This window comes from Cedecea neteri NBRC 105707 = ATCC 33855, assembly GCF_001571265.1.
Classification (GTDB): domain Bacteria; phylum Pseudomonadota; class Gammaproteobacteria; order Enterobacterales; family Enterobacteriaceae; genus Cedecea; species Cedecea neteri.
This window is the reverse complement of record NZ_BCTL01000002.1, coordinates 1-17,703: the sequence shown is the minus strand read 5'-3', so window position 1 is coordinate 17,703 and position 17,703 is coordinate 1. Positions and strand designations below refer to the sequence as shown.

General features: G+C 55.3%; 14 protein-coding genes and 1 pseudogene. 13 read left to right on the top strand and 2 right to left on the bottom strand.

Annotation, left to right across the window (positions count from 1 at the left end; translation table 11 throughout):
* The first annotated feature begins 27 nt into the window (after window positions 1–27).
* From CNE01S_RS00860 to CNE01S_RS00820, 10 genes and pseudogenes are all read left to right on the top strand, one after another.
* Entirely contained in the window at window positions 28–906 is an 879-nt protein-coding gene (locus CNE01S_RS00860; RefSeq protein WP_425430205.1) for a helix-turn-helix transcriptional regulator, read from the top strand.
* 486 nt (window positions 907–1,392) lie between these two features.
* Window positions 1,393–1,887 carry an SH3 domain-containing protein gene (locus CNE01S_RS00855; protein WP_061272340.1) on the top strand — a complete coding sequence of 165 codons (495 nt, stop codon included), beginning with the start codon at window positions 1,393–1,395 and terminating at the stop codon, window positions 1,885–1,887.
* A gap of 120 nt (window positions 1,888–2,007) precedes the next feature.
* Window positions 2,008–2,967 carry a hypothetical protein gene (locus CNE01S_RS00850; RefSeq protein WP_061272337.1) on the top strand — a complete coding sequence of 320 codons (960 nt, stop codon included), beginning with the start codon at window positions 2,008–2,010 and terminating at the stop codon, window positions 2,965–2,967.
* A gap of 38 nt (window positions 2,968–3,005) precedes the next feature.
* Window positions 3,006–4,388: a serine/threonine protein kinase gene (locus tag CNE01S_RS00845; RefSeq protein WP_061272335.1), complete on the top strand. Its 1,383-nt coding sequence runs from the start codon at window positions 3,006–3,008 to the stop codon at window positions 4,386–4,388.
* A 64-nt stretch (window positions 4,389–4,452) separates the two neighbouring features.
* Window positions 4,453–5,613, top strand: coding sequence for a merozoite surface protein 3b (locus CNE01S_RS00840; protein ID WP_245874422.1), 1,161 nt, complete (start codon window positions 4,453–4,455; stop codon window positions 5,611–5,613).
* Window positions 5,614–5,667: 54 nt separating this feature from the next.
* Window positions 5,668–7,062 (top strand): coiled-coil domain-containing protein, encoded by a 1,395-nt coding sequence (locus CNE01S_RS00835; RefSeq protein WP_061272328.1) that lies wholly within the window; start codon window positions 5,668–5,670, stop codon window positions 7,060–7,062.
* Window positions 7,062–7,463: pseudogene (locus CNE01S_RS25955) on the top strand (DUF6384 family protein); the annotation flags it as partial. The gene CNE01S_RS00835 and the pseudogene CNE01S_RS25955, both read left to right, overlap by 1 nt.
* Before the next feature lie 791 nt (window positions 7,464–8,254).
* Window positions 8,255–8,473, top strand: a complete 219-nt coding sequence (locus CNE01S_RS25950) for a DUF6384 family protein (RefSeq protein WP_369406054.1) — start codon at window positions 8,255–8,257, stop codon at window positions 8,471–8,473.
* Window positions 8,474–8,681: 208 nt separating this feature from the next.
* Window positions 8,682–10,436: an alpha,alpha-trehalase TreA gene (gene treA / locus CNE01S_RS00825; protein WP_061272498.1), complete on the top strand. Its 1,755-nt coding sequence runs from the start codon at window positions 8,682–8,684 to the stop codon at window positions 10,434–10,436.
* 229 nt (window positions 10,437–10,665) lie between these two features.
* Window positions 10,666–12,843, top strand: a complete 2,178-nt coding sequence (locus CNE01S_RS00820; RefSeq protein WP_061272496.1) for a TonB-dependent siderophore receptor — start codon at window positions 10,666–10,668, stop codon at window positions 12,841–12,843.
* A gap of 59 nt (window positions 12,844–12,902) precedes the next feature.
* On the opposite strand, the gene CNE01S_RS00815 is transcribed toward CNE01S_RS00820, so the two are convergent.
* On the bottom strand, window positions 12,903–13,154 hold the full coding sequence (locus CNE01S_RS00815; RefSeq protein WP_016536859.1) for a GlsB/YeaQ/YmgE family stress response membrane protein: 252 nt from the start codon (window positions 13,152–13,154) through the stop codon (window positions 12,903–12,905).
* A gap of 236 nt (window positions 13,155–13,390) precedes the next feature.
* On the opposite strand from CNE01S_RS00815, the gene ycgR reads away from it, so the two are divergent.
* The gene (gene ycgR, locus CNE01S_RS00810) at window positions 13,391–14,122 is read left to right on the top strand and encodes a flagellar brake protein YcgR (protein ID WP_061272325.1); all 732 of its coding nucleotides are present in this window, start codon (window positions 13,391–13,393) and stop codon (window positions 14,120–14,122) included.
* A 1-nt stretch (window position 14,123) separates the two neighbouring features.
* Here ycgR and emtA read toward each other — a convergent pair whose 3' ends face one another.
* Window positions 14,124–14,735, bottom strand: a complete 612-nt coding sequence (emtA, locus tag CNE01S_RS00805) for a membrane-bound lytic murein transglycosylase EmtA (protein ID WP_061272323.1) — start codon at window positions 14,733–14,735, stop codon at window positions 14,124–14,126.
* Window positions 14,736–14,830: 95 nt separating this feature from the next.
* Between emtA and ldcA the strand changes: the two genes are divergently transcribed.
* Both ldcA and CNE01S_RS00795 read left to right on the top strand, forming a co-directional pair.
* Window positions 14,831–15,742 (top strand): muramoyltetrapeptide carboxypeptidase, encoded by a 912-nt coding sequence (ldcA, locus tag CNE01S_RS00800; RefSeq protein ID WP_061272321.1) that lies wholly within the window; start codon window positions 14,831–14,833, stop codon window positions 15,740–15,742.
* A gap of 89 nt (window positions 15,743–15,831) precedes the next feature.
* On the top strand, window positions 15,832–17,562 hold the full coding sequence (locus CNE01S_RS00795) for a potassium/proton antiporter (RefSeq protein WP_061272494.1): 1,731 nt from the start codon (window positions 15,832–15,834) through the stop codon (window positions 17,560–17,562).
* Window positions 17,563–17,703 lie beyond the last annotated feature (141 nt).

Here is a 17,703-nt window from a genome sequence, read left to right as displayed (position 1 = left end):
TACTGGCACTACTATTCTGGAGTATTTGTGATGCTCATCACTCAGTCTGAGCTGCGAACCGGCCCGCTGGACGACAGCCGTAAAATGCTGGCGCTGTTTCTGCGCACCCGGCGTGAAAGTCTGGATCCGCAGCGGCTGGGTTTACCGCGCAGCGGGCGTCGCCGCACGCCCGGTCTTCGCCGTGAAGAAGTGGCGCTGCTGGCTGACATCGGCGTGACCTGGTATACCTGGCTTGAGCAGGGGCGAGAAGTGAATCCTTCCGCCAGCGCCATGACGGCGATCGCCAGCGCGCTGCAGTGCTCCCCGGCAGAGACCCGACACTTGTTTATTCTGGCCGGGCTACCCCCGTCCGAAGCCCCCGCCGCCGCACAGTGCGAGGGTCTCAGCCCCGCCGCTCGCCGGATGCTGGACGCCCTGATGCCCAACCCCGCCAGCATCCAGAAGCCGAACTTCGACATCCTCGGCTACAATTCACATTTTTGCCGGCTAATGGGGGTCGATCTCGACAATGAGCCGCCGGAGCATCGTAACTGTATCTATCAATACCTGACGAATGCCACCTGGCGCAGTCGGGTAGACTGTAACGAAGATGTGCTGCCCAAGTTTGTGGGCTGGTTCCGCGCCGGGATCACCGAACACCGTGGCGATCCGCGCTGGGAGACGTTGCTGGAATCGTTTTTCGCCGCCTCCCCCGCGTTTAAAACACTTTGGGAGCAGCGCTACGAAATCCGCAATATCGAAAACCATATCAAGCAGTATACGCATCCGCAGATCGGCACCTTCGGTATGCAGCAGGTCAACTGGTACTCCGCGCCGAGGGACGGTTCAAGGCTGCTGGTTTACCTGCCGGTTGATGAACTGGGCGAGCGCGCACTACGTCTCTTTTCGCAATCTGCCGAAGCCTGATCCTCAGGCTCACAGCCGGGTAGCCTGAAGACTGCCCGGTACTTTTTTCGTTGTTTTAAGAATAACCTCAGGGAAACCGCCAAAGGCCATTCGCATTGACCACGGAATAAAAATAAGACTTCGCTGAAAAGCTTGAATTTATCAAACAAATTCAAAAAATTAACGCTAACTTCATGCTTTTTATTCCACTTAGATGACGCGCTGTTCGTTTTTAAACCAACCCAATTTTCATCTCGACCAGCCCCGCCTCAAACCTTCATGTACGTAATAGGTTATTCCACTGTTATAACACCATTGAATTGTTAACCGGGCTATGTAAAATCACGCTACTATGCTGAAACCACGCGAATTCCTTGCGCCGGCGAGATACCCAAACCGCCACGCCGTTTTGCGTGGGCGTATCTCACGTCGTGGATAATTATCCTGTGCGGCGCTCCTTGCTTCCGCGGCGGTTGGGTTTTAACCTTTTTCTCAGGGAACGTCTCAATGAAATTGCGAAGCCTGTTAGTCCTTCTTGTTGTCACTACGGTTGTCGGCTGTAAAGCGCCGCCGCCGAAGATGACCGACGACACCATTGTGACCAGCACGGTAAACGGCGTCACCCTGACTCACCGCTATGTCGTTGAAGTACCGAAAGAATTCACGCCAGTCAATGCGGACTATCGGGCGCTTTATCCGGGATCTATCATGAGCAAGCCCGATTTTGGTGGCAAAGTGTTGGCCCAGCTTGAAAACGGCCAAAGCTATACGGTGTTAGGCGAGGTAGAAAACCACTGGTTTGCTATCGCCGAACAGGATAAACCAGAACTGCTGGGCTATGTGCCGCTGAGAGCCCTGGTGAAAAGCGAACTGTACAACCAGGCGCTGAAAAAAGATCGTCCACGCCCTCGTCGTGCGGCGAAAAAATCCACCTGCGTTGCGGTAGATAATAACAGCAAAGCCTGCCAGAACGCCGATAACGGAACGTGGATCATTAATTAACTTCCCCTTCGGGGGCTTTCTCACCAAAGACTTCCGTATGAGAATGGCAACGGTCACACAGGCAACCTGTGCAGACGTTAACGTTGCCTTCTCTTTACACACAGGCTAACAAGGATCTTTATGAAACTCTGGCTTTCGGGTATAGCGTTGCTGCTGGCATCCACTACCGTCTGGGCAGGGAACTACCGCATCGTTCAGTCACCTTCCCAAAAGCTGGACGTGTGGATAGATAACATCAAAAGTAATGCCCCGCAAAGTTGGTGCGGGAGTGAACTACCGGTCCGCATTGTGGCAAACGGGGAGAAAAACCCCCTAATTCTGAAAACTTTTATGCCCCGACTCGGCGCGCTTCTGGAAAACCAGTGTAGTGAGATTGAGCGCGTCAACTGGCAGTTGGAAGATCCTGAAGGCGCATCCCTTGCTCGCGGTTCCGCCGCCAAGGCCAGCGACTGGGAAGTCACTATAGAATCTCCACTCTCTTCGGTTGCCACCCGCAATGAACGCCCGGAAGATCTTTCCACGCCTCTCGATCGTACGCCCTGGCTGGAGTTTACCCTGCAGGACGGTTGCCACTTGCGCACCTTTTGGCAGGGCGACGCGGGCAGCAGCTCGCTGTTTATTCCAGGTAAAGAGAATGGCAAGTGTGAAAAAGGCGGCTGGCTGAACGGCAGCAGCGAAGTCATTCAGCGCGGCACTGGCGGCGAGAAGCGGATTATGATGACGTTTGTCCACGGCTTCCCGGTCAGCGGGCTGAATCCCGCGGCGGACGCCGACAGCCTGCTTATCACCAGCGTGAATAATGAACGCATGGTGGTTAGCAATGAACAGGCACCGCAAAGCTGGCTAATTTTGCCCTACCACCCGGAAATCAATGGCTGGAAAACCAGCGGCACCGTTGCCGTCGAGGTCTCTCGCGATATGGCATTGGATGAACAGCGCCTCCAGACCCGGCTAAATGAGGTGCGTAAACTCTGGTCTGGCTGGCTGACGCCAGGCACGTCCATCACGCTGCTGCTGGTTGAGTCCCTGCATCCGCAGCTGCGCGACCCGGCCGCCGGAGCCTGGCGTGCCCAAAAATAAACAGGCCGTATATTGCATGATTACGCGCAGAGAACATTATGCTAGATAACGATTTTATCCCAAGAGTCCCTAACGCTCTGCCGCCGGGCTACCGCTTTGATGAATTTGAAATTCAGGAAGCCATCGACGCCAGCGTGACCAGTATTCTTTATCGGGCGTGGGATCACCAGCTCGAACGCCTGGTGGCTATCCGCGAATACATGCCCAAAGCTTACGTCATGCGCAATGACGTAATGGAGCTGGTGCTGCACAGCGAGCGCGATCATCTGGTGTATACCGCCGGCCTGAACAGCTTCATGCAAGAAGCGCGTCAGCTGGCGCACTTTAACCACCCCAATCTGCCTCAGGTGCTGCGCATCTGGAGCGACAATAATACGGCTTACATCGTCACACTGTTTTATAGCGGGATGACGCTGGATGAACTGCAAAAGCAGCAGCCATCGCTGATTGATGAAGCGTGGCTCCGTCGGATGCTGCCCATGCTCTGCGGCGCGCTGGCAACGCTGCATGCGGCGGAGCATCTGCACCGCAACCTGTCGCTGAAAAGCATTCAAATTCAGGATAACGGCCTGCCAATCCTGCTCAATACTGGCGCCCCGCGCCGGGGCCAGGGTTCGCTGGACGAAGGCAATACCTTGCTACATCCCGGTTTTGCCCCGCTGGAGCAGTACACCGGAGACCTGGCAAGCCAGCTGGGGCCCTGGACCGATATCTACGCCGTCGGCGCCGTGCTGTATACGCTTATTACAGGTAATGCACCGCCGGCCAGCGTCGCGCGCAGTATTCAGGACAGCTGCGTTAAGCTCGCGGAAAGCCAGCCCGAGGGATATTCCCTCAATTTACTGCAGGCAGTTGATAAAGCGCTGTCGCTAAAGCCGGAAGATCGTCCTCAATCCATTGACGCATTTGCGGCCCTGCTGAATATCCAGCCAGGCGACGTGCGTGAGCTGGTGAGCAGTAAAAAAACGGGTACCGCGCTAGTGCCGGTAGAAGATCCGGATAACACGGCGGTGCTTCCGCGCTGGAAACGCTATCAACCTGCACTGCAGATTGGCGCTGGTGCCGCCGCTGGTCTGATTGTCGGTGCGGTGCTTTTTGGCCGGGGAAGCCCTTCCGTGAGTTCTCCAAAACCTGCCCCTGCGTCGCTGACTGCTAATCAAAGCCCGGCGCAGGTAAGCGCGGCACCTGCTGCTGCCGCAGCTGAAAGTACGCTTGCCCGCGTTTATATCCGAATGAACGACGGTGAGCAATTGGCGGTCAATGGTAAAGCGCAAAAGCTGACCCCTGCCGCCAACGGTTTTGCATCACTTCAGCTCCCGGCTGGGAAATACCTGTTAACGCTGAGCGGCGGCGAAACATCCCGCAAGCAAACCATTGTGGTGGCAAACTCCGGCACGTGGCTGGTGAACCCACAGGAGTGATTACAGAGACAAAACATAAGGGTATAGTACTGGCTGAAATATTTTGACATCAACATAGGAAGCGATGATGACATCTGCCGTAGCCAGCTATACCAACCGGGCCATACAAAAGTTACAGAAGCTAGGCATCATGCCCGCGCCAGAAGTCGAATCGCCGGTGCTTGTGCTGCTGGATGCGATTGTGGACCTGGATACCGACCGGGTAACCGCCATCGGCAGAACGCTGCAGCAGCAAAGCGCGTTTAACGCTGTTGTTCGCGACAATATTTCAAGCATGGATGTTGCCAACCGCCAGACGAAAATCGTAGCCGCCTTCGACTCGATCCGCCAGGATGCTACCCAAATGGTTGACTGGCTGGACGACGGTAAACTGGATCTGATGGAGCGCATTAAGTCCGGCTGGATGACCCTTCGCCGCGGCTCTATTCCCGAGCGCTTCAACGCTATCAAAAAAACCTGGCTCGACGTTGCCAAAGCCTCCGATGAGCAAATCTCCCGCGAGAAAGTCATTCTCGACGCCTATCAGGATTTCCGTTTTGGCCTGAAAGAGGCCCATGTGGATGCCATGGCGCTCATGACTCTGGCAGAACAACGCGTAGAGCAGTGTCGCCAGACTCTGCAAAGCGCTCAGACCGCCACTGACAGTCACGATGCCTCTGACGGCGCAGAGCGCTCACGTCGAGAGTTAGTCCGGGATGAAGCCCTGCGCGCAATGCAAAAAGAAGATGAGCGCTACCAAATCGTCAAAGACCTTACCGATAATTTGCTTATCGCCTACAACGCGGCGGAAGCGGTGTTTGCCCGGCTGCAGCAAACTAACGCCATTAAAGAGCGTGTTTACCGCCAGGGCGTGACCTTCTTTGCGACGAACGAAATCGTCTTTACCGCACTTTCAGCTTCAATGACCTCACTTCAGGGCCTCGACGAAAGTACTAAAACGCTGGAGGCCATGAAGGCAGGTATCAACGATGGCCTGAACACGATTGCGTCCAACGGTACAAAACAGCTGGAAGCAGGACTTCGGGCAGGGTACGGCTCAACAATCAAAGCCGAATCAGTGCGTTCCCTTGTGAATGCCATCGTCAGTTTCCAGGAGTCCAGCTACAAAATGATTGAAGAGCTGCGCGGGGAAGCCACCAAAAATGCTGAAGAGCTGGCGGCGGTTGTCGAAGACGGTAAACGCCGCTTTACCAGCATCGTCAATAAAGCAGAACTGACGCGCTGATACCCGATGTTCAACACCACTATTCCGACGCGATTCATGGAGAATCTGAGTTAAATGGAAGCCTATAAACTGGCACGAACGCTGGCGCAGAACACCGCAGCCCAGCGTTTACAGCTCTCGTCTGTAGAAGCCTCTGTGGCCGAGCTGCGCGGCCAGCAGCTGTCTTTACAGCAGCAGATCGCCTCTCTTTACCAGAAAATGGCGACGATGCTTTTGCAGGAGTCTTCAACCGTTGATGTCGATGAGCAAAACATCCAGCCTCTGCTGCAACAGTTGAACAACGAAATTGCCCTTACCCGCCAGCAGCTGGCTGCCGAAGAGCAACGCTTTCAGCAGCATCAACGTGCGCTGGTAGCCCTGGATGAACAAGTCGACCAACAAGAAGCCGAACGAGACGCGCAGCTTGCCGCCGATCCGCAGGCTGAACAGGCTCGGGTAGACAAGGAAAGCTTCGCCGCTGAATTAGAGGAACAAACTGCACTTCACGCCGAACTTGAAGTGGAGGTCGCGCAAAAAACGGCGGTTTACGACCAGCAGAAATTGTTTAGTTATTTGCTTCTCAAAGGCTACGGCACCGAGAAATATCGTGCCTGGCGCCTTCGGCGTAATCTCGACGGCTGGATTGCCGGACTGTGCCGCTTTAACGAAAACGTAGCCAATTACCGTATGCTTTTTGCGCTGCAAAAAGCCTCTGAAACCAAACTGCAAACGCTGAGCCAGCAGGCCAACGCGCGGGATGAGCATTTCAAAGGCTTTGTCAGCCGGGTTGAAAAGAATGTTGGCCTGCCCGAGCAGTACCAGCGGCTTGAGGCGCTGGAAGCCAACCTGACCGTAAGCCAGCAAAAGGTTAGCCAGCTGCAGATGAAAATGCAGGAATATGCCAACGGAGAAGGTGAAAATTTTCAGCGTATTATGCGCAGACTGTCGGAACAAATGTCGCGTTTGCCGCAGCAAAAGCTCAGCGAACTGGTGGCGCGAACCGCCTCGCCTGACGACGATATTATGCTTGAAAGAATACGCACGCTCATTCCTCAGGAGACAAGCCTCGGCGGCCGTATTGCCGCCGCGCAAACCGATCAGGATAGTGCAAGGAACGATCTTGGCCGGGCCGAATCGCTGGAGAACGCTTTCCACCAGCATGGCTTTAACGATCCCGATCTTGAGTTTAAATGGGGCTTGCTTGATAGCGAGGAAAAGCAGATCAAGCGCTATATGAACGGCGAACAAAGCCTGAAAGATATTCTGGCTAAAATATCCGCAGCCTCCCGTAAGAGACCCAAACCGGCAGCCGTTAGCAGCTATAGCAGCGCCCGACGCCCCTCTTCCGGCTCAGTATGGACATCCAGTTCATCCTCCGCCAGAAGCTCCAGCTCAAGTTCTTCCCGCGGAGGTTTTAGCTCTTCTTCTTCAACCGGGGGTGGTAGTTACCGGACCACGGACAGTTTCTGATGGATAAGATAAAACTCAGCGATCAGCTTGGGGCGATGGCCATCGTCGACGCGCTGCATGCCCAGCAAATTGCCGTTGACGAGCATTTAGACCTGCCGCTGTTAAAGCAGAAAATCAGCCAGCGCATACGTGATTACTATCAGAAGTCAGGCACGGCTGTGAATGACGAGCTTATCGAAGAAGGCGTGAAAAACTGGTTCACGCAGCGTTTGAGCTACCAGTCACCGCCGTTAACCCTCAGCCAGCGGCTGGGCGCAAACCTGTATTTGACGAGCCCTAAGTGGCTAAAAGGGCTGGGCGGAGTGGTACTGTGCGGCGTGCTGTTCACCGGCTATCGTCTTTATGACGCCCATAACCAGCTGGAAGCGTTGAACAACAGCATTACGCTGCAGATAAAAAGAAGCCACGACCTGACGGGCATTGCCCAGTACATAAAAGGGACGCTGGATGTTGCCAATAAAGCGGCACTCGTCTGGGCCACGAAGCCTTTAGCTGAGGTCGAAGATAAGGTCAACGGCATGCTGGAACAGTTTATCCACCAGCAGCCACAAAATCTGGCAATGGAGAATGCCCCAGCGCAGCGCGAGGAACAATTACAGTCGCTGACGGCGCTGAATGACAAACAAAGAGATCTCCTGCAAAACGCCAATAATCTTATCGTCGACGTTACCCGCCTGCTGCGTGCTGACGGCTCGCTGCAGCAGATTACCGTCGATCCACAGTTCTCGACATTCCTCAGCCAGTCTTCTGACATTACGGCCAAATTCGACGCAGCGAAACAGGCTATCTTGCAAAATAGCCCGACGGTTGAGGCCACCGTGGCAGAGGTCAGCACCGCCGTGGAGCAGCAAAAAACGCGTGCCGAGCGGATAAAAATTTTTGCAGAAAAGAAAAATAAGCTGCTCGGGCTTCCCCTTTCCAGTCAGGACAGAAAAACGCTCAGCGATTTTGTCGCCGGACTGGAGCGTAGCTTAGCCGAACGCGGCTATACAGAGATAACGCCGCCCCCGGAATGGATAGCGTCCATAAACCGCATGGATGAAATGTACGCCTATGTGGTGGAGCCTCTGACTTTCATTGTGGTGGATCGCATCGGTGAAAAATCTGGCGTGGAGCGAACTTACGATGACTCAGGCGGCCGTAGTTGGTACCTGATCGCCGAAGCGATAAACAGTCGCGGCGTGCCGCAGGCGTGCCGCAGGCGGTGTGGGTCAAAGACAGTGAAACCGGACGTGAGCGTAAGACGACCACCTTCGGAATTCGAATCTCCCAGGCCGAATTCGAGAAGCTTAAAAAAGACAAACAGGAAGATGGGCACATCGATAACGACATCGTAGGCAATAAGCCAGCCAACCAGCTTAACGTTCACTATCAACGCCCGGTGATGAACGGGTGGATCCTGAGCTGGTAATAATGATGAAGCCGGAGTCTGCGTTTTGCAGGCCGTGTCGGTAGCACAATCGTTCAGCCCCGCTCTGCGGGGCTTTTTTACAGGGGTAAATAATCCGGTTTTTCTCTTTTTATCTTCAACGGCGCTCGAAATTCGGAAAATTCAACTAAGGTTTTCAGGGAGTTGATCGCAACGTAGCGTGTTGCGTCCCGTCGATGGAGAAGGAATGATGATAAAACCCGTTTTGCGCCGACCTTATGTGCTTTGCTTTGCGGCCCAAATGGCCGCTACCGGTGCCGTATTTGGCCTCACGCCGCTTGCTTCATTTGCAGCCCAGGAAATCGAAACACCACGTCCGGCCGAGCCTCAAACGCCCGACGAGCTTTTTGGGCCTTTGTTTATTGATGTTCAGACAGCGAAGCTGTTCCCCGATCAGAAAACCTTTGCCGATGCCGTGCCCAAAGGCGATCCGCTGATGATCCTTGCGGACTACCGTATGCAGCGTCGTCTCTCGGGGTTCGACCTACGCCATTTTGTTGATGTGAACTTTATCCTGCCGAAGAACGAGGATAAATATAAGCCGCAGGAAGGAGAAAGCCTGCGAGAACACATTAACGGGCTGTGGCCGGTGCTGACCCGCTCCGCCGACAGCACCAACAAATGGAACCCGCTGCTCCCGCTGCCAAAACCCTACGTTGTGCCAGGCGGCCGCTTCCAGGAGCTCTACTATTGGGATAGCTATTTCACCCTGCTGGGGCTGGCGGAGAGCGGGCGCTGGGATGACGTGCAAAATATGGTGGACAACTTCGCGCACGAAATCGACACCTGGGGTTACATTCCCAACGGCAACCGCAGCTACTACCTGGGCCGTTCGCAGCCGCCGTTCTTCGCCATGATGGTTGAACTGCTGGCGCAGAATAAAGGCGACAGCGTGTATACAACCTATTTGCCGCAGCTGAAGCAGGAGTACGCCTGGTGGATGGAAGGCAGCGATGTCCTTAAGCCGGGTGAAGCCCATGCCCGCGTGGTGAAACTCAAAAATGGCGCCCTGCTCAACCGCTACTGGGATGATAAAGGCACGCCGCGAACCGAGGCTTATCTCGACGACGTTACCACCGCGAAAAATACGCCATCGCGTGCGGCCACGGATATCTATCGCGACCTCCGGGCTGCCGCCGCTTCAGGCTGGGATTTCAGCTCCCGCTGGATGGATAATCCGGCCCAGTTGGGTACAATCCGTACCACAAGCATAGTGCCCGTGGACCTTAATGCGCTGCTCTATCAGTTGGAAAAAACATTGTCTCACGCCAGCGAGCTGGCAAAAGATAGCGCGGCGGCGGCGCGCTATAAGCAAGCCGCGGACGATCGCCAAAAAGCGATTGAGCAAAATCTGTGGAACGCCAAAGAAGGCTGGTACGCGGATTATGATCTGAAAAGCAATACAGTTCGAAACCAGCTAACAGCCGCCGCCCTGTTCCCGCTTTACGTTCATGCTGCCTCACAGGACAGAGCGGACAAGATGGCGAAGGCTACGCGCCAGCATCTACTCAGCGCTGGCGGGCTGGCTACCACTAGCGTAAAAACAACCCAGCAATGGGACGCGCCAAACGGTTGGGCACCGCTGCAGTGGGTAGCAACCGAAGGCTTACAAAACTACGGCCATAAAGATCTCGCGCTGGAGGTAAGCTTCCGCTTCCTCAGTACGGTGCAGAATCTCTACAACAAAGAGCAAAAGCTGGTTGAAAAATACGATGTGACCACCGGTGGCACGGGCGGCGGCGGCGAATATCCGCTGCAGGATGGCTTCGGCTGGACCAACGGCGTCACGCTGAAGATGCTGGATTTGCTTTGCCCGAAAGACAAACCCTGCGACAACGCGCCGGATAAACTGCCTTCGGCCACGCCCGGCCCGGTGACGGAAACGGCCAAGCCTGCAGGGGAAAAAACGGAGATATCACCCGCCACGAGTAAGCCTGCGCAGTAATCTGGCCGCAGCGACAACGGCGTTATCGCCGCTTAATCATTTCATTTAAAACAATAAGCCCATGAAATCATCAGTGATTTCATGGGCTTTCACGTATAAAAAAGCGCGGCATTGCTTGTGCTAGATAATAATTCGCATTCGAAATCGCATATAGAAACCGCGTTTTCCCGTCGCAGGTCGACGGAGGAATTCCATCAGGATGATGACCTCAATACTTCCGGACAAAAAAATGATAAAGGCTTTTACCGTAAAGCGCTCCGCTTTACTCTGCGCGCTTGCTCTCATGGCCCCTTTTTCTTCATCGGCTGAAGAAACGCTGGTTGTCACCGCCAAACCTGCCGATACTGCAACCTCTCCAACAATGGGTTACACCGCCACCACAACCCGTGGCGCAACCAAAACCGACGAGCCGCTGATTACCACCGGGCAAAGCATTTCCGTGGTGACCCGCCAGCAAATGGAAGACCAGGGCGCGCAAACCATTAACAGCGCGCTGAACTACACGCCTGGCGTGTTCACCGGTTTTGCCGGCGGCGCAACCCGCTACGACACCGTTGCGCTGCGCGGTTTCCACGGTGGTGACGTCAATAACATCTTCCTTGATGGCCTTCGCCTGATGAGCGACGCGGGCAGCTTTAACGTCGTACAGGTTGATCCCTGGTTCCTGGAACGCCTTGATGTCATCAAAGGCCCTTCTTCCGCACTTTACGGCCAGACCGTGCCGGGCGGCCTGGTGATGGAAACCTCGAAACGCCCGCAGTTTGTTGAAGAAGGCCACGTGCGGGCAATGTACGGCAACCACAATACCAACGGCACGGCGTTTGATTACACCAACGCAATTAACGACCAGTGGGCTTTCCGCATCACCGGCCTGACCAAAAATAGCGATACCCAGTATGAAAACACGCGCGACGAGCGCTACGCCATTTCGCCTTCTCTGCTGTGGCAGCCGGACGACGCAACGTCTCTGGTGCTGAGAGCTTATCTGGAAAAAGATCCTTCCGGCGGCTACCACGGTTCCGTTCCGGGCGACGGCAGCCTCTACACCACAACGGGACGCAAGCTGGATACCGGGTTCTCTGACGTGCAGCCGGGCGATGACGCCTTCAAGCGCCACCAGCAGATCTACAGCTACGAGTTTGCTCACGCCTTCGACGACGTCTGGTCATTCCGCTCGAACGCCAGTTATACCCACTCTAACGTGGCGCTGCGCCAGGCCTATCAAATTGGCTGGGCGGACACCGCTCACAACGAACTTTCGCGCTATTACAGCAGCGAAAACTCCTCGCTGGATGCCTGGGCCATCGACAACCAGCTGGAAGCCGACTTCACGACCGGCGACCTGCAGCATAAAGTGGTGCTCGGCGGTGAATATCACCGGTTCACCAACGATCTGACGGACGGGACGGGCTATACCACCAACCTGAACCCGTGGACCGGCGTTTCCGGCGGCGTTGGCGGTTACTATTATTACGATCCACGAGACCCAAGCTACGCGACGATCAATCAGGGACTGCTGGTCAAAGCTGGCCGCCGCCAGTACGAGCAAACCGGGGCTTACCTGCAGGATGAGATGAAGTGGGACCGCTGGCATATGACACTGTCTGGCCGCTACGACCATCTGGTCACCAAAAGCCATCTGGTCGCGACGGCTATCGATAGCGACGTAACGGACAACCGCTCGGACAACCACTTCAGCGGCCGCGCTTCCCTGCTTTACGCCTTTGATAACGGCATTTCTCCTTATGTGAGCTACAGCCAGGCCGTCACGCCGCAGGTGCTTTCCGATGCCGAAGGCAAGCTGCTGAAACCTACGACCGCTGAACAGTACGAAGCCGGGGTGAAATACCAGCCGGCCGGCACCAGCGATTTGTATAGCGCCGCCGTTTACGATCTGACTCAGAAAGACGTAGGCAACCGTAACGTTCAGGGCGGATATTTTGAACCCGCGGGCAAAGTACATTCGCAGGGGCTGGAGCTGGAAGCGCGTACTCAGCTAACGCCACGCCTGTCGACCATCGCCAGCTATACCCTCAATCGCGTACGTTACAAAGACGCGATTGACGGTAACGACGGCAACACGCCATACGTCACGCCAAATCAAATGGCGAGCCTGTGGAGCACGTTCAAAGCCGATTATGGCCTCAGCCTGGGCGCGGGGATTCGCTACATCGGCAAACAGTGGGCCGACAACGAAAATACCCTACGCGTACCTTCTGTAACGCTGCTGGATGCGATGGTGCGAGCAGATATGGGCGCATGGACTCCGGCGCTGAAAGGTGCGTTTGTACAGCTCAATGCGACCAACCTGACCGGGCGTGACTATGTGGCGGGTTGCTACGGAACGGGCTACTGCTATTGGGGGGCGGAGCGGTCGATTATTGCGACCGTGGGTTATGACTTCTAATAGAATACGCTAAACGTAAAAACGGCCCCGAAGGGCCGTTTTTTGTAATGAATGACTTTCTACCGTCGTACCATCCTGAAAATAGCCAGCACAATAATGGCGCCAATCACCGCCACAAAGAAACTCGGCCAGTTAAAACCGGTTACCGGTCCGCCAAGGTGCAATGCCGTCGCCACCCAGCCGCCGACAACCGCGCCCACGATCCCCAGAATACAGGTGAGGATAATGCCGCCGCCGTCTTTGCCAGGCATAATTAACTTAGCGACCACACCCGCGATAAGACCAAAAATAATCCAGGCCAGGATACCCATTTTAGAACGTCCTCTTCTACATTGTGAGCTTTAGCAGGCTCGCCTGACGCTCTCTGCGCCCCTGCCGGCGGCCTACTGTCAAAAAGAGTATAGTTCGGTTGCAGAAAAACGTGATGAATCTCACCTGGTTATGCTCATTTTCAGGCAAAAAAATTCAAAAATTTGTATTAAGTTTTATCCGGTTTTGCCGATAAGCTTCGATACCACAACCTGAAAACACAACAAGGACTTGAGCCTTGAGTCACTATAACGAGCAGTTCCTGAAGCAGTCTCCTCTGGCAGTATTAGGTGTGCTACGCGACTTACACAAACAGCAGGTTCCCGTCAGGCTGGAATGGTCTAACGGGCAGTTCATCAGCAAGATTCTCGAGGTCTCAGCGGACCGCCTGGTGCTGGACTTCGGTAGCCAGTCGCAGGAAAACCTTTCCGTGCAAAAGGCCACCCACATTGAGTTCATCGCTGAAACGCAGGGGGCAAAAGTTGAATTTAGCTTGCCCGGTCTGAAGGCGACGGAATATCAAAATTTGCCGGCGTTCACTACGCCGCTGCCGCCGTCGCTGTGGTTCGTGCAGCGCCGGGAATACTTCCGCATTACCGCCCCCATGCAGCCGCAGTATTACTGTCGCACCGAACTGGCCGATGGCTCTCAGTTTGCCTTCCGGCTCTGCGACCTGTCTCTCGGCGGAATGGGGGCGCTGGTGGATGGCACATTGCCGCCAGGCCTTGCGCCCGGCCTGCGTTTTGGCCGCGTAGAGATGGATCTCGTGGAATGGGGCAAGTTTTACTTTGATATGCAGTTGGTGATGGTTTCAGAACGAAAAGTGGTGGACAGTAAAAATGAGACCATTTCTACTCCGCGCCTGAGTTTTCGTTTCTTAAACGTAAACCCGGCGGTGGAGCGCGAACTGCAAAAGATTATTTTCTCGCTGGAACGGTCGGCCCGGGAAAAGGCCAACCGCGTAAAATAACCTAAATGGCGTTCATGGCCCGCGTCACCTTGTACAGGTAGCGCGGTGCCTGCGGCGCGGGATGGTTGGTCGCTACGTGCTGATAAAACTCATCCGGGCTCAGGCGGTTAATCTTGTCGATTGCGTCCTGTCTGTCGGAGTCAAAGGTTCTTAATAGCGCCCCCGCCCCGTTCACGTAAGAGACAATCAGCGCATACTGCATCACCTGTGGGTCGTTTATCCCCCGCAAAATACCGTGCTCCAGAATACTCAAATAAGCCGTGCCGATATCGATGTTGCGCGCAGGATCCCGCAGTTCACTGTTCGATGGCTGCCCGCTGAAGCCCTGATTGCGGTATACTTCTCTTCCCGCCGTAGAGGCCTTGATTTGCATCAGCCCGATAGCGTTCGAGCCGCTAACCAGCTGCGGATTGCCACCGGATTCCACGGCGATGATCGCCGTTATCAGCCTTGGGCTAACGCCCCACTGCTGCCCAGAGAGCTCGGTCAACGGCATCCAGTTCAACGCCCGCTGGGTAGGGATCGTCGGATCCCACGGCGCCTGCTGCTGTGGAGAATGGCTGGAACAACCGGCCAGAAATAGCACCAGAATGATAAACCCTCTTAATTTCACGCCTCTATCCTTATTGATGTGGCCAGCCATAACGGCGATGACAAGCGCTCTCGATAGCGGCATGATAACCAATTCATATTCAGCAAGGAAATGCCATGTCTCTGATTCATTTAATCGCCCCATCAGGCTACTGCGTTAATCAGCAGGCCGCCGCCAGGGGCATTCGTCGGCTGGAAGAGAACGGACATCAGGTCGTCAATCAGCAGGCAGTGACAAGGCGTTTTCAGCGTTTTGCCGGAACGGACAGTGAACGACTGGCGGATCTCAATCAGTTGGCGACGCTGCCGGCGGAAACGGACATCGTGCTGGCCGTCCGCGGAGGTTACGGCGTGAGCCGTCTGCTTGAGCACATTGATTTTTCACGACTTGGCGCTTCGTTCCGCGCCCGGCCACAGATTATCTGCGGCCATAGCGATTTTACCGCTTTCCAGCTTGGCCTGCTGGCACAGTGCGGGACCATTACCTTCAGCGGTCCGATGCTTGCCGGTAATTTTGGCGCCGAGGAGATGGATGAATACACCTGGCGTCACTTTTGGCGGGCGCTCAGCGAACCGGAATTGGCGCTGAGTTGGGAAAACGATGCACCTGCGATGCAAACCAGCGGCACGGTATGGGGCGGTAATCTCGCGATGCTGATCTCTCTGGTCGGCACGCCGTTCCTGCCGCAAATAGACGGCGGCATTTTGGTTGTGGAAGACATTAATGAGCATCCGTTCCGCGTTGAGCGCATGCTGCTGCAGCTTTACCATGCGGGCATACTTTCGCGCCAGAAAGCGATTATTTTAGGAAGTTTTAACGGTACAACCACCACGGATTACGATGCAGGATATACTTTTGAGGAAATGCGTAAAACGCTGCAACAACGCCTGAATATACCTGTCCTTTCCGGCCTGCCTTTTGGACACGAACCGCAAACCGTGACGCTGCCGCTCGGCGCGTTTGGCGAGCTGGTCCATGATGGGGTCACATCCCGACTGACGTTAAGCGGGCAGCCGGTGCTTCGCTAAAGAAGCCCGGTTTAAGCGCCCTTTTTGGGCGTTTGGGCAGCAGATGACATGTTACAATTCCACAGCATAGACAAAGGAGACGAATGATTTTGGACGCAGGGGCGATTGTCAGTCTGTTTATTTTGGGTTCCGTTCTGGTAACTTGCAGTATCTTATTAAGTTCTTTCTCCTCTCGTCTGGGCATTCCCATTCTGGTTATCTTCCTGGCTATCGGCATGCTGGCCGGGATCGACGGTCTGGGCGGTATTCCGTTTGATAATTACCCCTTTGCCTACCTGATCAGTAACCTGGCGCTAGCGGTGATCCTGCTGGACGGCGGGATGCGAACCCAGGCGAGTTCGTTTCGCGTTGCCCTGGGTCCCGCGCTCTCGCTGGCAACCGTCGGCGTATTAATTACCTCCGGCCTGACCGGCATTGCCGCCGCCTGGCTGTTTAACCTGAACCTGATTGACGGCCTGCTCATTGGCGCCATTGTGGGCTCCACCGATGCCGCCGCGGTCTTTTCCCTGCTCGGAGGGAAAGGCCTGAACGAGCGCGTAGGTGCCACGCTTGAAATTGAATCAGGCAGCAATGACCCGATGGCGGTGTTTCTCACCATTACGCTGATTGAGATGATCCAGCAGCACCAGACCGGCCTGAGCTGGCTGTTCCTCGTGCATATCATTCAGCAATTTGGCTTGGGGATTGTGCTCGGCCTCGGCGGCGGCTACCTGCTGCTGCAAATGATTAACCGGATTACCCTGCCCCAGGGCCTGTACCCGATGCTGGCCCTGAGCGGCGGCATTATGGTGTTTGGCGTGACAACCGCGCTGGACGGCAGCGGTATTCTGGCGGTTTACCTGTGCGGCTTTGTGATGGGCAACCGCCCGATTCGCAACCGTTTCGGGATTCTGCAAACCTTTGACGGCCTGGCCTGGATGGCGCAAATCGGTATGTTCCTGGTGCTGGGCTTACTGGTAAATCCGTCCGATCTGCTGCCAATCGCGGTGCCAGCCCTGCTGCTTTCCGCGTGGATGATTTTCTTTGCCCGTCCGCTGTCCATTTTTGCCGGATTGCTGCCCTTCCGTGGGTTTAATCTGCGCGAGCGCGTGTTTATCAGCTGGGTTGGGCTGCGCGGCGCAGTGCCGATCATTCTGGCGGTGTTCCCGATGATGGCCGGCCTGGATAACGCCCGGCTGTTCTTCAATGTGGCCTTCTTTGTGGTGCTGGTGTCTCTGCTGTTACAGGGCACATCCCTGGGCTGGGCAGCGAAGAAAGCCAAAGTCGTGGTGCCACCGGTCGGCTGGCCCGTTTCCCGCGTCGGTCTGGATATTCATCCTGACAATCCGTGGGAGCAATTTGTCTACCAACTAAGCGAAGAGAAATGGTGCGTTGGCGCCGCCCTCCGGGACCTGCACATGCCTGAAGAGACGCGCATTGCCGCGCTGTTCCGCGATAACGTGTTGCTACACCCGACGGGCAGCACCCGCCTGCGGGAAGGCGACGTGCTCTGCGTGATTGGCCGCGAACGCGATCTTCCCGCGCTGGGTAAGCTGTTTAGCCAGTCTCCGCCGGTGGATTTGGATCAGCGTTTCTTTGGCGACTTTATTCTGGAAGCCAGCGCCCAGTTTTCCGATGTGGCGACCATTTACGGCCTGACGCTGAATGAAGACGTGGATACCCAGCAGTCGTTAGGTGATTTTGTGCTGGGGATGCTTGGCGGCGCACCGGTTGTTGGTGACCAGGTAGAATTTGCCGGGATGATTTGGACGGTGGCCGAAAAAGAGGACAACCTGGTACGTAAGATTGGTGTTCGCGTTGCCGAGGAAGAAGAGGAGTAGCCTCTTCTCGCCTCAACGGGCGCTGTCTCTTATACCTATTTTTCTTTCAAAATCTTCCGGGAGTTATCTTTCGCTCTGCAGTTATTCCGTTCACCCATAAATCTGTTTTCCCTGCACGTCCAGAAAACGGTGAACGTGTCC